This is a genomic window from Achromobacter sp. SX5 (assembly GCF_056711425.1).
In genome coordinates this window covers 3,255,647-3,271,338 of the sequence record NZ_CM160041.1, presented here as the reverse complement: position 1 = coordinate 3,271,338, position 15,692 = coordinate 3,255,647, and the positions used below count along the sequence as shown (strand labels likewise).

16 protein-coding genes are annotated in these 15,692 nt (G+C 69.6%); 7 read left to right on the top strand and 9 right to left on the bottom strand.

Going from position 1 to position 15,692, the window contains the following annotated elements:
* The 8 genes from gspM to AC1M14_RS15340 form a co-directional block, all read right to left on the bottom strand.
* On the bottom strand, positions 1-594 hold the full coding sequence (gene gspM / locus AC1M14_RS15375; RefSeq protein WP_209166278.1) for a type II secretion system protein GspM: 594 nt from the start codon (positions 592-594) through the stop codon (positions 1-3).
* Positions 591-1,595, bottom strand: a complete 1,005-nt coding sequence (locus AC1M14_RS15370) for a GspL/Epsl periplasmic domain-containing protein (protein WP_479729940.1) — start codon at positions 1,593-1,595, stop codon at positions 591-593. The genes gspM and AC1M14_RS15370 overlap by 4 nt, the downstream gene beginning before the upstream one ends.
* Positions 1,574-2,509: a type II secretion system minor pseudopilin GspK gene (gspK, locus tag AC1M14_RS15365; RefSeq protein ID WP_479729939.1), complete on the bottom strand. Its 936-nt coding sequence runs from the start codon at positions 2,507-2,509 to the stop codon at positions 1,574-1,576. Before gspK ends, AC1M14_RS15370 begins: the two co-directional genes overlap by 22 nt.
* Positions 2,506-3,111, bottom strand: coding sequence for a PulJ/GspJ family protein (locus tag AC1M14_RS15360; RefSeq protein WP_479729938.1), 606 nt, complete (start codon positions 3,109-3,111; stop codon positions 2,506-2,508). The genes gspK and AC1M14_RS15360 overlap by 4 nt, the downstream gene beginning before the upstream one ends.
* Before the next feature lie 2 nt (positions 3,112-3,113).
* The gene (gspI, locus tag AC1M14_RS15355; RefSeq protein ID WP_479729937.1) at positions 3,114-3,515 is read right to left on the bottom strand and encodes a type II secretion system minor pseudopilin GspI; all 402 of its coding nucleotides are present in this window, start codon (positions 3,513-3,515) and stop codon (positions 3,114-3,116) included.
* Positions 3,502-3,990, bottom strand: a complete 489-nt coding sequence (gene gspH, locus AC1M14_RS15350; protein WP_209166282.1) for a type II secretion system minor pseudopilin GspH — start codon at positions 3,988-3,990, stop codon at positions 3,502-3,504. The genes gspI and gspH overlap by 14 nt, the downstream gene beginning before the upstream one ends.
* Positions 3,962-4,333, bottom strand: a complete 372-nt coding sequence (gene gspG / locus AC1M14_RS15345) for a type II secretion system major pseudopilin GspG (protein WP_246842432.1) — start codon at positions 4,331-4,333, stop codon at positions 3,962-3,964. The genes gspH and gspG overlap by 29 nt, the downstream gene beginning before the upstream one ends.
* Positions 4,334-4,464: 131 nt before the next feature.
* On the bottom strand, positions 4,465-4,914 hold the full coding sequence (locus tag AC1M14_RS15340; RefSeq protein ID WP_111825316.1) for a general secretion pathway protein GspC: 450 nt from the start codon (positions 4,912-4,914) through the stop codon (positions 4,465-4,467).
* 171 nt (positions 4,915-5,085) lie between these two features.
* Between AC1M14_RS15340 and AC1M14_RS15335 the strand changes: the two genes are divergently transcribed.
* The 3 genes from AC1M14_RS15335 to AC1M14_RS15325 are packed head-to-tail and all read left to right on the top strand — an operon-like array spanning position 5,086 to position 9,509.
* Positions 5,086-7,086, top strand: a complete 2,001-nt coding sequence (locus tag AC1M14_RS15335) for a LamG-like jellyroll fold domain-containing protein (protein WP_479729936.1) — start codon at positions 5,086-5,088, stop codon at positions 7,084-7,086.
* 20 nt (positions 7,087-7,106) lie between these two features.
* Positions 7,107-7,301, top strand: a complete 195-nt coding sequence (locus AC1M14_RS15330; protein WP_102770853.1) for a hypothetical protein — start codon at positions 7,107-7,109, stop codon at positions 7,299-7,301.
* 36 nt (positions 7,302-7,337) lie between these two features.
* Positions 7,338-9,509 carry a phosphocholine-specific phospholipase C gene (locus tag AC1M14_RS15325; protein WP_479729935.1) on the top strand — a complete coding sequence of 724 codons (2,172 nt, stop codon included), beginning with the start codon at positions 7,338-7,340 and terminating at the stop codon, positions 9,507-9,509.
* A gap of 24 nt (positions 9,510-9,533) precedes the next feature.
* Here AC1M14_RS15325 and AC1M14_RS15320 read toward each other — a convergent pair whose 3' ends face one another.
* Positions 9,534-10,436 carry a LysR family transcriptional regulator gene (locus AC1M14_RS15320; RefSeq protein WP_209166287.1) on the bottom strand — a complete coding sequence of 301 codons (903 nt, stop codon included), beginning with the start codon at positions 10,434-10,436 and terminating at the stop codon, positions 9,534-9,536.
* 105 nt (positions 10,437-10,541) lie between these two features.
* On the opposite strand from AC1M14_RS15320, the gene ggt reads away from it, so the two are divergent.
* The 4 genes from ggt to AC1M14_RS15300 all read left to right on the top strand — a co-directional run bounded on the left by ggt (position 10,542) and on the right by AC1M14_RS15300 (position 15,680).
* Positions 10,542-12,170, top strand: a complete 1,629-nt coding sequence (gene ggt, locus AC1M14_RS15315) for a gamma-glutamyltransferase (protein ID WP_102770856.1) — start codon at positions 10,542-10,544, stop codon at positions 12,168-12,170.
* Positions 12,171-12,227: 57 nt separating this feature from the next.
* Positions 12,228-13,739: an ABC transporter substrate-binding protein gene (locus tag AC1M14_RS15310; RefSeq protein WP_102770857.1), complete on the top strand. Its 1,512-nt coding sequence runs from the start codon at positions 12,228-12,230 to the stop codon at positions 13,737-13,739.
* A 121-nt stretch (positions 13,740-13,860) separates the two neighbouring features.
* The gene (locus tag AC1M14_RS15305; RefSeq protein WP_479729934.1) at positions 13,861-14,805 is read left to right on the top strand and encodes an ABC transporter permease; all 945 of its coding nucleotides are present in this window, start codon (positions 13,861-13,863) and stop codon (positions 14,803-14,805) included.
* On the top strand, positions 14,802-15,680 hold the full coding sequence (locus tag AC1M14_RS15300; RefSeq protein WP_111825312.1) for an ABC transporter permease: 879 nt from the start codon (positions 14,802-14,804) through the stop codon (positions 15,678-15,680). The genes AC1M14_RS15305 and AC1M14_RS15300 overlap by 4 nt, the downstream gene beginning before the upstream one ends.
* The last annotated feature ends 12 nt before the right edge of the window (positions 15,681-15,692 follow it).

Here is a 15,692-nt window from a genome sequence, read left to right as displayed (position 1 = left end):
TCAGTTCCCGCCTTTCGCCGCCGCGGGCAAGACCAGCACCACCTTGCCATTGACCAGGCCCGGCAGCGGACGTCCGTAGGCATTGGCCGCGCGCGTGAGTTCCACCTGATGCACCGCCAGGCCCCAGTCGCGGGCGCCGCCGTCCAGCCATCGCAGCAGCGCCGAGGCGGGCGCTTCTTTCAGGGTCAGCAGCACGCCGGGCCCGGCTTCGGGTTCGCCCAGCGTCCATTGCGCGGCGGGCAGGCCGGCGCGTTCCAGCGACGCGCCCAGTTCGGCGGGCGCGGGCAGGGCGGCGGCCGGGGCCGCGGCGCGCCGCCGCAGCGCCTGGGCCTGAGCGGTCAGGTCGGCGACGGTGGCGGCCTGCGCGCGCAGCGCGGGCAGTTCGGCGTGGAGCTTGCGCATCGTGTTCAACGGCGGCTCTATCAGGGTGACGAACACCAGCGCCGCGCCCAGCAGCAGCGCAGCGCCCGCCAGCAGCCGGCGTTCGCGCGGGGCCAGCGCCTGGTAGCGCTGGCGCGCGCGCGCCAGCAAGGGGTCCACGGGTTTGCGGGCGGATTGCCAGGCGGCATGCAGGCGGTGCGAGAACGTATTCATGGCTGGGCGCGCAGGATGCGCCAGGTGTGGTCGGAGTCGGTGCGTTCCAGCTTCAGGCCCAGGGCGGCGGCCTGCTGGATCAGCGCGGGAGTTTCGGCGACGCGTTGCGACTGCTCGCCGGCGTCGGCCAGCTGCAGCGTGAGCGCCTGGTCGGCGTAGCCCAGGCGCGCCACCTTGTCGGCCGCGAAAGGCAGCGCCTGGGCCGCGGCCCGGGCCAGCGGCAGGAAGTCGGCGGCGTTGTGCGCGCCGCGGTCGGCCTGTAGCGCGTCCAGGCCTTGCCGCGCCTGGCGCGCCGGGTCCAGCAGCACGGGCAGCTCCGGGAAGGCGGCCAGCACCTGCCGGCGCATGCCTTCGTCCAGCGCGTCGGCTTCGGCGCGCAGTTGCGACGCATAAAGATTGAGGCCGCCTATCCATACCGCGGCGGCCGCCGCGCCCCAGCGCCAGACGCCGCGCCAGCGCGAGGCGCGCGCCGGCGCCAACTGCGGCATAGCCAGCGACCACGAAGGCGAGGGCGCCTGCCAGCGCGGATCGGCCGGTTCGCGCAGCGGCCCCGCGTCGGCGCCCAGCGTCTGCGGCGCGATCAGCGCCTGCACGCGCAGGCCCTGGGCGTTCAACAGGCTCCACGCGCGGCGCACGGGTTCGCGCGCCGCCCAGGCCAGTTCGACGCGGCCGTCCGCGGCGCGCGGGCCAAAGCCGATCGCCAGGGCGTCCAGGTCGCTGAGCACCAGCGGCTCCAGCGCGGCGTGGACCGCGGCGGCGTAGCGCGCGCGCGGCACGGCCGGGATCTGCACGCTGGTGGCGATCACGTCCGCCGGATGCAGCACGGCTTCGCAGGCGTGCGGATAGGCGTGGCCCAGCGCGTGCAAAGCGAGTTCGCCCTGCCGCGCGCAGCGGCCGCGCCGGTCGAACCAGGCGTAGGGCAGGGGCGAGTCCTCGCCGAACTCGGCCAGGGCGGGCAGCGCGATGCGCAGCATGTTCTTCAAGGGTTTTCTCTTGTCCATAGGGTGTCGGGCGCGGCCGGCGGGGCGCTGCGCATCAGGGCCTGCATGGAGATCCGCGCGCGTTCGTAGGCGACGGTGCCGCTGGCCATGAACCAGTCGCTCTTGGTGGCCACCGTCGGCGCGGCGGTCTCGACGCCGGTGCCGGCCAGGCGGTTGGCGAAGTCGCCGGCATTGTTGAACCAGTTGCCGCGGTCGCGCTCGCCGGCCAGGGACTGCGCCTGGCTGAGCGACATGCCCTGCACCAGCGCGGCGATGACCTCGGGCGGCGCTGTGTTGACGTTGACCGGCGTAGCCGCCGGCAGCACCGTCATCGTGCGGCGCAGCGCCGTGCGCGCCGGTGGGTCCAGCGCCAGCAGCGCCGCGATCTCGTCCACGCCGCGCGGCAGGGGCGCGCGGGCATAGGGCGCCGCGGCGGGCGCGCCGGCGGCGTCGGGCGCCGGGGCCGGCGGTTGCGCGGCCGCGATGATGTCCATGATCTGCGCGGCCAGCGCGTCGGGCAGCTGCAGCAGCTTGAGCAGGCGGCGCAGCACCTCTTCCTGCTGCGGCTGCGGCACGCCGTTGCTGGCCAGGTTGTAGAGGTTGTACTTGCCCTGTTCGTCCTCGATGCGGCCGGCGAACACCGCCACACGCTCGTCGCCGGGGCGTTCGATGCGCGTGTCCAGGATGGGCGTGGCCCAGATCTGGTCGCCGCGCGTGACCGCTTCGCGCCGGCCGTGGTCGCGCAGCACCAGCCTGGCCCAGTCGATGCCGCCGGCCAGCATGGCGCGGGCCTGCACGCGGGCAAGCTCGTTCTCGACCCGCCGCGTGCTGGCGGTCTGGCGCTGGAACAGGCTGGTGGTCAGCGCCGCCACGATGGCGACGATGATGAGCGCGCTGATGACCGCCGCGCCCCGTTCGCGGGCGGACGGGCTCATGGCAGCTCCAGGATGCGGCTGAAGCGCTGCGGCGCCTGGGGCGCGCCGCGTTCCAGCGTGATCTCGATGCCGGCCGGCGGCGACGCCAGGCTGGCGTTGCTGTCGACCCAGCCCGTGCCCGGTACCCACGCGCGCAGTTCCAGCGCGCGCACGCCCGGCAGCAGCAGGACGCCGGCGTCCGGCGCGGGCAGGGGGCCGCGCGCCGCGGACGGCCCGCTGGCGCGCCACAGGCCGTCCTTGCGGACCTGCCAGTGCACGCGCTGCCACAGGCCGTTGCCGTCGGGGTCGGTGCGCAGCAGCTCCAGCGTCTGGCCGCCGCTTGCGCGGCGCAGCAGGCGCAGGCCGGCGGTGTAGGACTGCGCGTCTTGGCCGGCCGGCTCGAACGCAGGCCCGGTATAGGACAGCTCCACGTCGCGCGCGATCTGGCCCAGCGCGCGCACGATGGCGTCGATGTCCTGCGTCTGTTCCTCGATCCGGTCGCGGGCGTTGGATACGTTGGCCAGGCCGCGCCAGGCCATCAGGCTGACCAGCGCCATCAGCGCCAGCGCCACCAGCACTTCCATCAGCGTGAAGCCGGCCTGGGATCGCAGCGGTCTACGCATGGCTAGCGCACGCCGGACAACAGGCCGTCGAGCTGCAGCAGGACGGCGTCGGGCCGCGGCGAGGACGCGTCGCGCACGCGGATGGCCACCTGGCGGAAGCTGCGGTTCATCGAATTGGTGAACTCCAGTTCGCATTGCAGCGCGCGGCCGCCCTGGGCGCACGGCATGCTGCGCGTGCCGGCGCGCGGCAGCGTCTGCTCCAGGCGCAGCTGGGCCAGCGCGTTCTGCGCCGCCAGCAGCGCCAGCGTCTTGTCCTGCAGGTTGCGGTTGTTGGCCGCCATGACGCCGGTCGCGCGCAGCGCGGCGGCCATCGCGACGGCGATGATGGCCAGCGCCACCAGCACCTCGATGAGCGTGAAGCCGCGTTCGCGGCCCGGGCGGTGGGGCGGTTCAGCGGATCTCATAGCGTCCGGCGGCGTCGCGCTCGAGCACGACCTGCGCGCCTGCCGCGCGCAAGGTCAGCGTCATGGGCGCGGCGACCCATTCCGTGTTGAAGACCAGCGGCCGGTCCGGCGCGAGCTGCAGCTGCACCGGGCCGGCCGACCAGGCGCGCGGGCGCAGCACTGCGTCGCGCTCCAGCCGGTCCACGGGCAGGGGCGCGTCTTCCTCGGCGCTGATGTTTTCGGAACGTCCGCGGCGCTCGAAGGCCCAGCCTTCGGCGCTGGCCAGCCAGCGTATCGGGCGGCCGTCGCTGCGCGCCTCGCTCTGGGCCACCGAGAAGGCGTCGGCCAGGCGTTGGGCGTCGTTGCGCAGCGGGTTCTCGCCGCGGCCGACGGACAGGCTCACCATGCTGGCCGCGATGGCGACGATCACCAGCACGACCAGGACTTCGACCAGCGTGAAGCCGCGTTCAGAGTTCCCAGGAGCCGATGTCGGCATCGCCGTTCTCTCCGCCGGGCTTGTTGTCGGCGCCGAACGAGAACACGTCGATATCGCCTTTGACGCCGGGGCTCAGGTATTGATAGGGATGGCCCCAGGGGTCGTTGGGCAGCTTGTCGAGGTAGCCGCGCCAGTTGTTGGCGCCCTCGGGCTTTTCGACCAGCGCGCGCAGGCCCTGGGCGGTGGTGGGATAGCGGCCGTTGTCCAGGCGGTAGAGCTTGAGCGCCTGCATCACGCCGGCGATGTCCTGGCGCGCGGCGACCTGGCGGGCCTGGTCGGGACGGTCGAGCACGCGGGGAACGATCAACGCCGCAAGAATCCCCATGATCACGATCACCACCATGATCTCGATGAGGGTGAAACCCTGCTGGCGGGCTGGCCCGCGCGGAAACTGACGCACTTTGAACTCCGGTCTTCAGTAGAAGCGGAGGATTGTGGTCATGAAATATGACAGCAATATTGGCGGGCGGGTTTTCAGCCGTTGGCCCGCACGATGCCTGCGGGCGCGGGCGGCGCCGCAGGGGCCGGCAGGCGGCTGGCGCGCCCGGCCTGCTCGACGGTGATCGTTTCGGCCGCGACCTCGCGCAGCACGATGCCGGGCGCGACTTCGTCGCCGACGCGCCAGGCCAGCGGCGGGCCGCCGTCGATGCTGAGCACGGCCGCGCCGTCCGGCCCCGCCGCGATCACGCCCAGCACGCTGATCTGCGTGCGCATCGCCTCGTCCTTGCCGAACCAGAGCGCGACGGGGCCGTTGTCGACGGCGCGCGGCGCGGCGGCGGCCGAAACGGCCGGCGGCAGCGAGGCCGGCCGCGGCGCGAGCAGGATGGACGCCCACACGCCGATGCCGGCGGCCAGCGCCAGGATGGCGGCGATACGTAGCGCCGCGGGCGCGGCGGGCAGGGCGAAACGCAGGGACAGGGGCATGGGTGATGGCGAGGCCATGAATCGATGCGCCGACTATAGCGGGGTTTCATGACACAAAAAAAATCCTGATCCGTCGATCAGCCTTTCTCCTGCTTGCTTAACGGCCGGTTCACGTTCGCCGGCCACCATGTGCGGCAACACAAACCCCGTTCATGAGGCAAGAAGAAGAGCATGCAGATACGCGATTGGAGAAGATGGTGCGCCACGCTGCTGGCGACCAGTGTCCTGGCCGGCTGTGGCGGCAGCGACGACGACAGCGAAGAGACCACCGCGCAGCCCACTCCGCCGACACAGCCGCCGGTGACCGAGCCCGACCAGACCCGCGCCGACAAGGTGCTGTTCATCGGCGTGGACGGCCTGACCTATGACGCGATGCGCCGCGGCGTGGCCGACCGGTCGCTGTCCAACATCGGCCAGCTCACCGTCACCCGCGCCTGGACCGGCGGCGTGACCGGCGCGCCCACGCAGCAGCCCACGCTGCCCGCGCCCGGCTGGGCCACGCTGCTGACCGGCCAGTGGGCCGACCAGCACGGCGTGCGCTTCTCCGAACAGGCCCAGCCCATCAAGACGCCCACGCTGTTCCAGCGCGTGAAGTCGGCAAGGCCCGAGGCGCGCACCGCCGCGGCGTTCAATTCCAGCGTGGTCGCCGGGCTGCTCGCCCAGGACCGCGACGACGGCAGCCTGCAGGCCCTGACCGATTGCGCGGGCGGCGACGATTGCGTGGCCACGCAAGCGCGCGACCGCATCGCCGAAGGCTATGACGTGGTGGTGGCGCAGTTCGGCGCGCCGGCGCGCGTGGCCTCGGAATCCGGATTCGGCGGCGCTTACGACACGGCCATCCGCCAGGCCGATAGCGCCATCGGCGACCTGACCCGGCAGATCGCCGACCGCAAGGCCGAGCATCCCGGCGAGAACTGGCTGGTGGTCGTGGCCTCCAGCTACGGCCTGACCCAGAACGGCGTCGTCGACAGCCGTCCGTTCTCATCGACCAAGACCATCGTGCTGGCGGCCAACCAGCCGTCGCTGCTGGGCGGCAACGCCGACGACGCCGTCGTCGACGGCCTGTGGGACAACAACTGGTATGCGCTGCCCAGCGCGGCCGACGTGGCGCCCACGGTGCTGGAGCACCTGGGCGCGCTGCCGCCTGCGGCCGGCTACGACATGGCGGGCACGTCGCTTTCCGACACGCTGGTACTGCGCAACCTGTCTGCGCGCACGGCCATCAACAACAAGAGCGTCACGCTCAACTGGACACGCGTGGGCGAACCTACCGCAGACGCCGTGATCCGCCGCGACGGCGTCGAGATCGCGCGCGTGGCGGGCGCGGACACCGGGTACGTGGACGAAAACCTGGTCTTCGACGCATCGGGCCTGCACGAGGTGACCTACAGCGTGACCCTGGGCGAGTCCACGACCGCGGCGCGCACCACGGTGAACTACGTCAAGCCGCCCGAGCTGCTGGCCTCGCTGCGTACCGAGCTGTCCATGTTGTTCCCGTTCGAAGGCAATCTTACCGACGTGGCCGCCGGCGGCGGCGCCATCACGCCGTTCGACGGCACCCAGGCGCCGGCTTATGCCAACGTGGGCGTGTTCGGCAAGATGTTCAAGAACGAGCGCAGCGCGGCGCCGATGGGCGCCTTCAAGCTGGACTATCCGGCCGGCTTGCTGGACGCGGCCCAGGCCTTCACCATCGGCTTCTGGTACCAGTCCGACGGCGCCGCCAATGACCGCTCCATCGTGGGCAACAAGGACTACAACTCCGGCGGCAATCCCGGCATCACCATCGCGCAATGGTCCGGCCCGGTGCTGTATTTCAACCTGGCCGGCGGCGGCCGGCGGGTCGACATCAACGGCGTGAAGTTCACGCCCAACAAGCCGGTCTACATCGCGATGACGATCGACAAGACGGCCCGCACCATGACCGCGTCGGTCTACGACAGCGAGCTGGGTTTTTCCTCTCGCACCATCAGCACGGGCGCGGTGGACCTCGGCCAGATCGCCGGCGTCTACGGCCCGCACCTGGGCCTGAACGAAGACGGCCGCGGCACGTATTCCAACGGCCCTTACACGATGTATTTCGACGACCTGGCCTTCTGGTCGCGGGCGCTCACGGAAGACGAAGTGAAGTCCCTGGCCATGTCCGGCAAGTCCGTCTCCGAACTGTTTCCCTGATGTTCCAAGGATAGAAAACGATGAACCAATCCACGATGTTGCGCGGGTTCCTGCGCCTGGGCGCGGTGCTGATGCTGAGCGCCACGCTGGCCGCCTGCGGCGGCGATGACGGCGATAGCGGCGGCAGCGAGCCTCCCGGCACCGGCGGCCAGCCGGAAACGCCGACCCCCGTGCCGCCCACGCCGGCCAAGCCCGAATTGCGTTGCGCGCCCTGAGCCGCGCCAGCCCACCCAACACATAGGAAAAAAACCGTGACGTCCGACAAAGACCAGGTCCACGCCGGCAAGCGCCGCTTTCTGCGCACCGCCGCCGCCTCGACCGCCGGCCTGACCGCGCTGTCCATGTTCCCGCCGGCCATCCGCCGCGCACTGGCCATCCCGGCCAACAACCGCACCGGCACCATCAACGACGTCGAGCACGTGGTGATCCTGATGCAGGAAAACCGCTCCTTCGACATGTACTTCGGTACGTTCAAGGGCGTGCGCGGCTTCGGCGACCGCATCACCATTCCGCTGCCCGAGAACCGCTCGGTCTGGGAGCAGAGCAACGGCGCGCGCGTGGTGATGCCGTATCACCTGGACAGCACGCAGGGCAACGCCCAGCGCGTGGCCGGCACCCCGCACGACTACCTGGACGCCCAGATGGCCTGGGACGCCGGCCGCATGGACCAATGGCCGCGCTACAAGCAGAACCAGTCCATGGGCTACTACCGCAAGCAAGAGGTGCAGTTCCAGTTCGCGCTGGCCGAGGCCTTCACGCTGTGCGACGCCTATCACTGCTCCTCGCACGGCGGCACCAACACCAACCGCCTGTTCTTCTGGACCGGCACCAACGATCCGCTGGCCCAGGGCAACGGCCCCTCCACCCGCAACCAATGGGATTCGCTGGGCGCCTCGTCCACCGGCTGGAACTGGAAAACCTATCCCGAGCGCCTGCAGGAAGCGGGCGTGAGCTGGAAGGTCTACCAAAACCTGCCCGACAACTTCACCGACAACTCGCTGGCGGGTTTTCGCAATTTCCGCCGCGCCAACGAACTGGCCGGCAACAACGCCAACGGCTCGCCTTACCCGGCCTGGGCGCCGTCGGACGACGCGGCCAATCCGCTCTACAAGGGCGTGGCCAACACCATGCCGGACGGCGGCTTCCTGCAGGCGCTGCGCGAGGACGCGGCCAACGGCACGCTGCCGCAGGTGTCCTGGATCGTGGCGCCGGCCACCTATTCGGAGCACCCCGGCCCGTCCAGCCCGATCCAGGGCGCCTGGTACATCCAGGAGACGCTGGACGCGCTGACCGCCAATCCGGAGGTCTGGAGCAAGACCGTGCTGCTCATCAACTTCGACGAGAACGACGGCTACTTCGACCACGTGCCGCCGCCGGCCGCGCCTTCGCTGAACCCGGACGGCTCCATGGCCGGCGCCTCCACCGTCAATACCGACCTCGACCGCCACACGCGTCCCTCGGCCCAGGACGCGGCCGACGGCCGGGTCTACGGTCCCGGCCCGCGCGTGCCGATGTATGTGGTGTCGCCGTGGAGCCGCGGCGGCTGGGTCAACTCCCAGGCCTTCGACCACACCTCGGTGCTGCGTTTTCTGGAAGCGCGCTTCGGCGTGGCCGAAGACAACATCAGCCCGTGGCGCCGCGCGGTGCTGGGCGACCTGACCTCGGCCTTCAACTTCGTCAACCCCAATGACGAGAAGCTGCCCAACCTGAACCTGCAGACCCGTTCCGAGTCCGACGACAAGCGCCGCGCGCAGGAAGCCCTGAACGCCGTGCCGCTGCCGGACCCCAGCACCCAGGCCAGGCCGGTGCAGGAGCCGGGCATGCGCCATTCGCGCCCCTTGCCCTACGAGCTGCACACCAGCGCCCGCGCGCAGCCCGACATGGGCGCCATGCGCCTGGTGTTCGCCAATACCGGCAAGCAGGCGGCGGTGTTCCACGTCTATGACCGCCTGCACCTGGACCGCCTGCCGCGCCGCTACACGGTGGAGCCGGGCAAGCAGCTCGAAGGCAGCTGGGACGCGGCGGCCGATGGCGGCAAGTACGACCTGTGGGTGCTCGGGCCTAACGGCTACCACCGCCACTTCGCCGGCGACCTGGCCCTGGCCCGCACGTCCGAGCTGGCCGCCGAGATCCGCGTCTGCTACGACGTGGCCAACGGCGACGTCTACGTCAGCTTCATCAACGGCGGCAAGAACGCCTGCACCTTCGAAGTCGCGCCCAACGCCTACTACGCCAACCACGAGCGCTGGAAGTTCACCGTGCCCGCCGGCGGCGAGGTCGAGCAGCACTGGGCGCTGGCGGACAGCCACAGCTGGTACGACTTCACGGCGCGCCTGGCCGAAGACCCGGCCTACCTGCGCCGCTTCGCCGGCCGCGTGGAAACCGGCAGGCCGTCGGTGACCGATCCGGCGATGGCGCTGTAGGGGTTGCCAGGCGCGGGGCCGTCGTCAGGCGGCCGTCGGCCCCGCACTCCCGCGAAACGCCGTCGCGCATCCCGCGCAGATCGCCGCCGTAATCCCCTGGCGGGCGTGTTCGCGCCGCTCCAGCATGCCGATCGCCCGCGCCATCGGGCCCAGGTCCGGCGGCAGCCGCAGGATCCGCAGTTCCGGGCTTTGCTGCCAGTTGGAGCCGTGGATCAGGGGCAGCAGGGTGACGCCGACCTCCTGGCGCACCAGTTCCACCAGCGTCTCGATCGCGTTCAGTTCCAGGAATTCGTTCAGCGGCACCGCCAGGCGCCGCAGCAGCCGGTCGATCTGCAGGCCGGTGCGCTGGGTCCGGTCGAAACGCAGGAAGGGGTTGGCCGCCAGCACCTGGCGCGCGTCGGCGCCGCGCGCCGAGCGCGGCGCGATGACGACCAGTTCTTCTTCATATAGCGGGGTCCAGCGGGTGCTGGCCATCTTGCGGCCGGCCTCGACCAGGAAGGCGGCGTCCAGTTCGCCGTCCTCGACCTTGCCGGCCAGCTCGCTGGCCTTGCCCGACAGGATGCGCACGTCCAGCTTGGGATGAACCTTCTTCAGGCCCGACACCACCTTGGACAAGGTGCCCATGCAGGACACGATGCTGCCCACCGCGACCGAGCCGGCCAGTTCGCCCGGCACGGTGGGCGGGCGCCGCATGCGGTCGTACAGATCCAGCAAATGCTTGATTTCGGGTAGCAATTCGCGGCCGGCTGCGTTAAGAATGGCAAGACGGCCGCTGCGGTCGAACAATTCGCGGCCGAGTTCCGCCTCCAGCGAGCGCATCTGGAAGCTGACGGCCGCCTGGGTCAGGGCCACCTGCTCGGCGGCTTCGGAGAAAGAGCCGTGGTGCGCCACCGCCAGGAACGTCCGTAGGAAGCGGATCGTACTCATAAAAAAACTTTTTATGACGGAACAAAAAATCAAATTGATTTAATTAGATCACAAGAGTACTTTCGCCTGGGTCCATGCACACCAACCCGTTATGAGATTCGCACCATGAAAGCCTTCGACTGGGGCAACCCGTATCCTTCCGTCCGCATCCCGCTGTTCGCCCGCAACGTGGTCTCCACGTCGCATCCGCTGGCGGCGCAGGCCGGCTTGCGCATGCTGCTCAAGGGCGGCAACGCCGTGGACGCCGCGATCGCGGCGGCCGCCACCATCGTCCTGGTCGAACCCGTGTCCTGCGGCCTGGGCGGCGACTGTTTCGCCATCGTCTGGGACGGCAAGGAGCTGCACGGCCTGAACTCCTCCGGCGTGGCGCCGGCCGCCTGGAACGTGGAGTACTTCAAGCGCAGGCACGGCGTGGGCCCCAACGGCCTGGCCGTCCAGCCCAAGCGCGGCTGGGACGCCGTGACGGTGCCGGGCGTGGTCGCCGGCTGGGCCGCGCTGCATGAAAAGCTGGGCAAGCTGCCGTTCGAGCAGCTGTTCGAGCCCGCCATCGAGGTCGCCGAGCGCGGCTACGCCGTGCCGCCGGTGGTGGCGCACAAGTGGGCGGCCGCCGCCGACGAACTCAAGGACCAGCCCGGCTACGCCCAGGCCTTCCTGCCCGAGGGCCGCGCGCCCAAGGTGGGCGAGCATTTCCGCTTCCCGGACGCCGCCTACACGCTGCGCCGCATCGCCGCCAGCAAGGGCCGCGACTTCTATGAAGGCGAGCTGGCCGAGCGCATCGCCGCCTTCAGCAAGGAGTGCGGCGGCGCCATGACCCTGGAAGACCTGCGCAACTACCGTCCGCAGTGGGTCAAGCCGATCTCCAAGTCCTACCGCGGCTACGAGCTGCACGAGATCCCGCCGAACGGGCAGGGCATCGCCGCGCTGATCGCGCTGGGCATCGTCGAGCGCTTCGACATGGCCGGCATGCCGGTCGATTCGGTGCAGTCGCAGCACGTGCAGATCGAAGCCATGAAGCTGGCTTTCGCCGACCTGTACAAGTACGTGTCCGATCCGCGTTCCATGCAGGTCACGCCCGAGCAGATGCTGTCCGACGCCTACCTGGACAGCCGCGCCAAGCTGATCCGCCTGGACCGCGCCACGCATTTCGAGGCCGGCCGTCCGCACGCCGGCGGCACCATCTACCTGACCGCCGCCGACGAGAGCGGCATGATGATCTCGTTCATCCAGTCCAACTACATGGGCTTCGGCTCGGGCGTGGTGGTGCCGGGCACCGGCATCAGCATGCAGAACCGCGGCGTGGGCTTCTCGATGGACCCGCAATCGGCCAACGTGGTCGAAGGCGGCAAGCGTCCGTTCCACACCATCATCCCGGGCTTCCTGACCCAGGGCGGCAAGCCCGTCATGAGCTTCGGCGTGATGGGCGGCGACATGCAGCCCCAGGGCCACCTGCAGACCGTGGTCCGCATGATCGACTACCACCAGAACCCCCAGGCCGCCTGCTGCGCGCCGCGCTGGAAGGTCAACCGCGACTTCACGCTGGACATCGAGACCAATATGAAGGCCGCGACGGTTGCGGGCCTGAAAGACCTCGGGCATGCTTTGAAGTCCGTCGAAGATCCCTACATGGACTTCGGCGCGGGCCAGTTCATCTGGCGCATGTCCGAAAGCGACAACGAGCTGGGCTACGTGGCCGCCAGCGACAGCCGGCGCGACGGCCAGGCCGTGGGCTTCTGAACCAGCGCGGGCGTACGCGGCGCGTACGCCCGCGCCGACACAAGGGGAAAAAACACAATGAAACGCTTGACCTTGACCTTGGGCGCCAGCCTGCTGGCGCTGGCCGCCGGCGCGGCCGGCGCGCAGAACATGCGGATCGGCCTGCAGGAAGATCCCGACGTGCTGGACCCGCACCGCGCGCGCACCTACGTCGGCCGCATCGTCTTCACCTCGCTGTGCGACAAGCTGATCGACATCGATCCCAAGCTGCAGTTCGTGCCGCAGCTGGCCACCTCGTGGTCCTTCAGCCCCGACAACAAGGTGCTGACCTTCAAGCTGCGCCAGGACGCGCTGTTCCATGACGGCAGCAAGTTCGACGCCGCCGCGGCCAAGGCCAACCTGGAACGCGCCATGAGCCTGCCGGACAGCCTACGCAAGGGCGAGCTGGCCTCGGTCGAGAAGGTCGAGGCGCCGGACGCCGCCACGCTGGTGCTGACGCTGAAGAAACCCGACGCCACGCTGCTGGCGCAGCTGTCGGACCGCGCGGGCATGATGCTCTCGCCCAAGACCTTCACCGACGACGTGGCGGCGGTGGGGCGCAAGCCGGTGTGCTCGGGCCCGTACAAGTTCGTCGAGCGCATCCAGAACGACCGCATCGTGCTGGAGAAGTTCGACCAGTACTACGACGCCAAGGACTTCGCGTTCGAGCGCGTCACCTTCCTGCCCATTCCGGACACCACGGTGCGCCTGTCCAACCTGCGCGCCGGCGACCTGGACATGCTGGAGCGCCTGAACCCCTCCGACGTGCCGCAGGTCAAGAACGACGCCAGCCTGACCTTCGCGCCGATAGCCGGCCTGGGCTTCCAGCAGTTCATGTTCAACGTGGCCAACGGCAAGCGCGCCGAGGACAATCCGTTCAAGAACAAGCTGGTGCGCCAGGCGTTCCAGTACGCGATCGACCGCAAGGCCATCAGCGAAGTCGCCGGCGGCGGCATTTTCGAGCCGGCCCAGCAGCCGTTCCCGCCGGCCAGCCCCTACCACAGCGACAAGTTCCCGCCGACCCAGCGCGACGTCGCCAAGTCCAAGGCCCTGCTCAAGCAGGCCGGCCTGGAACGGGTGAAGGCCGAACTCGTGTTCGGCAACAACACCACCACCTCGTCCATCGCCGAGATCGTCCAGGCCATGGCCGCCGAGGCCGGCTTCGACCTGTCGCTGCGTCCCACCGAGTACGCGGCGCTGCAGAAAGAGGCGTCCGGCGGCAACTTCCAGATCGTGATGCTGGGCTGGTCGGGCCGGGTCGATCCGGACGGCAACATCCACGCCTTCGTCACCTGCAAGGGCGCGCTCAACGACGGCCATTACTGCAATCCGGAAGTGGACAAGCTGCTCAACGAGGCGCGCACCGTGCCCGACACGGCCAAGCGCAAGGCGATCTACGACCAGGCGCAGACCATCCTGCAGGACGAGCTGCCCGGGGTCTACAACTACTACCAGCCCTGGCCGTTCGCGCTGGCCAAGAAGGTCCAGGGCTTTACGCCCTATCCGGACGGCATGGTCCGTCTCAAGGGCGTGAGCTTCGCGAAGAAGTGACCGCGGGGCGGCTGTCCGAGGCCGCCCGAGCCGGACGCGCAGCGCGCGTCCGGTTATTCTTTGTGGCAGCCGCAAGCTTTGCGGCAAGCGCCTGCCGCTGCTCCCGTTTCCCGGTTTTCCTATGCTCAAACTCATCCTGCGCCGCGTGATCGTCGCGATACCGACCTTGATACTGGTGTCGATGATCGTTTTCATGCTGCAAAAAATCCTGCCCGGCGATCCCGTGCTGACGCTGGCCGGAGAAGAACGCGACCCGGCCGTCCTGGACTACCTGCGCGAAAAATACCGGCTCAACGATCCGCTGCCCATGCAGTACGCGGCCTGGGCCGGCCAGGTGCTGCAGGGCGACCTGGGCAAATCGCTGCGCACCGACGTGCCCGTCACCATGCTGATCGGCCAGAAGCTGCCCGTCACCTTGCAACTGGCCGCGATGGCCATGTTCTTCGCGCTGCTGATCGGCATCCCCATGGGCATCCTGGCCGCCGTGCGCAAAGGCAAGCCCATCGAGATGGGCGCCAACATCGCGGCGCTGTCCGGCATGTCCATACCCAATTTCTGGCTCGGCATCATCCTCATCATGGTGGTGTCGGTGCAGTGGCGGCTGCTGCCGGCCTCGGGCTACGTGTCGCCGTCCGAGGACTTCTGGCTCTCGATGAAGACCATGCTGATGCCCGCGCTGGTGCTGTCCACGGCGATCGCGGCCTACCTGATGCGCCATACCCGCTCGGCCATGCTGGAGGCGCTGTCGGCCGACTACGTGCGCACCGCGCGCGCCAAGGGCGTGTCGCCGCGCAGCGTGGTGCTGCGCCATGCGCTGCGCAACGCGCTCATGCCCATCGTCACGCTGGTGACCCTGCTGTTCGGCGAACTGCTGGCCGGCGCCGTGCTGACCGAACAGGTCTTCACGATCCCGGGATTCGGCAAGCTGGTGGTCGACGCGGTCTTCACGCGCGACTACGCGGTGGTGCAGGGCGTGGTGCTCTGCGTCGCGGTGGGCTTCATCGTGATGAACCTGCTGGCCGACATCCTGTACATCCTGGTCAATCCCCGCCTGAGGCACTCATGAGCGCATTTCCTGCAACGGCCGCAGCCGTCACGCCGCCCCGCAGCCGCAATCGCGCCTGGGCCAAGTTCAAACGCAATCGCATCGCCATGCTGGGCCTGGGCATCGTGCTGGTGTTCGTGGCGCTGGCCGCGCTGGCGCCGCTGATCGCCAGCCACGATCCGTTCCAGACCAGCTTCACCACCATCCGCAAGGCGCCGTCGGCGGCCTACTGGCTGGGCACCGACGAGCTGGGCCGCGACATCTTCAGCCGCATGGTCTACGGCGCGCGCGCCTCGCTCATGGCGGGCCTGGTGTCGGTGCTGATCGCCCTGGTCGCGGGCGTGCCGTTCGGCCTGGCCGCCGGCTATTTCGGGGGCTGGACCGACAGCGTCATCTCGCGCGCCACCGAGGCGCTGCTGGCCATTCCCTTCCTGATCCTGGCCATCGCGCTGGCGGCCTTTCTCGGCCCCAGCCTGACCAACGCCATGATCGCCATCGGCGTGTCGGCCGCGCCCAAGTTCATCCGCCTGACGCGCGGGCAGGTGCTGGCCGTCAAGAACGAGGACTACGTGCAGAGCGCCCGCGCGCTGGGCGCCTCCGACCTGCGCATCATCGCCCGGCACGTGTTTCCCAACGTCATGCCGCCGCTGATCGTGCAGGCCACGATCACCATCGCCACCGCCATCATCGCCGAGGCCAGCCTGTCCTTCCTGGGCCTGGGCCTGCAGCCGCCCAACCCGTCCTGGGGTTCGATGCTCAACACCGCCAAGAACTTCATGACCCAGGCGCCGTGGATGTCCATCTTCCCCGGATCGGCCATTTTCCTCGCGGTGCTGGGCTTCAACCTGCTGGGCGACGGGCTGCGCGACGCGCTCGATCCGCGCCAGGACAAGTAATCGATATGGCAA

Bases quoted from the DNA above. Each gene is read 5' to 3' on its own strand.
- AC1M14_RS15320 (WP_209166287.1), bottom strand. From the start codon at position 10,436: ATGAGTACGATCCGCTTCCTACGGACGTTCCTGGCGGTGGCGCACCAC.
- AC1M14_RS15335 (WP_479729936.1), top strand. From the start codon at position 5,086: ATGCAGATACGCGATTGGAGAAGATGGTGCGCCACGCTGCTGGCGACC.
- AC1M14_RS15370 (WP_479729940.1), bottom strand. From the start codon at position 1,595: ATGGACAAGAGAAAACCCTTGAAGAACATGCTGCGCATCGCGCTGCCC.
- gspG (WP_246842432.1), bottom strand. From the start codon at position 4,333: ATGGTGGTGATCGTGATCATGGGGATTCTTGCGGCGTTGATCGTTCCC.
- AC1M14_RS15360 (WP_479729938.1), bottom strand. From the start codon at position 3,111: ATGCGTAGACCGCTGCGATCCCAGGCCGGCTTCACGCTGATGGAAGTG.
- gspH (WP_209166282.1), bottom strand. From the start codon at position 3,990: ATGCCGACATCGGCTCCTGGGAACTCTGAACGCGGCTTCACGCTGGTC.
- AC1M14_RS15310 (WP_102770857.1), top strand. From the start codon at position 12,228: ATGAAACGCTTGACCTTGACCTTGGGCGCCAGCCTGCTGGCGCTGGCC.
- ggt (WP_102770856.1), top strand. From the start codon at position 10,542: ATGAAAGCCTTCGACTGGGGCAACCCGTATCCTTCCGTCCGCATCCCG.
- AC1M14_RS15330 (WP_102770853.1), top strand. From the start codon at position 7,107: ATGAACCAATCCACGATGTTGCGCGGGTTCCTGCGCCTGGGCGCGGTG.
- AC1M14_RS15340 (WP_111825316.1), bottom strand. From the start codon at position 4,914: ATGCCCCTGTCCCTGCGTTTCGCCCTGCCCGCCGCGCCCGCGGCGCTA.
- gspM (WP_209166278.1), bottom strand. From the start codon at position 594: ATGAATACGTTCTCGCACCGCCTGCATGCCGCCTGGCAATCCGCCCGC.
- AC1M14_RS15305 (WP_479729934.1), top strand. From the start codon at position 13,861: ATGCTCAAACTCATCCTGCGCCGCGTGATCGTCGCGATACCGACCTTG.
- gspI (WP_479729937.1), bottom strand. From the start codon at position 3,515: ATGAGATCCGCTGAACCGCCCCACCGCCCGGGCCGCGAACGCGGCTTC.
- gspK (WP_479729939.1), bottom strand. From the start codon at position 2,509: ATGAGCCCGTCCGCCCGCGAACGGGGCGCGGCGGTCATCAGCGCGCTC.
- AC1M14_RS15300 (WP_111825312.1), top strand. From the start codon at position 14,802: ATGAGCGCATTTCCTGCAACGGCCGCAGCCGTCACGCCGCCCCGCAGC.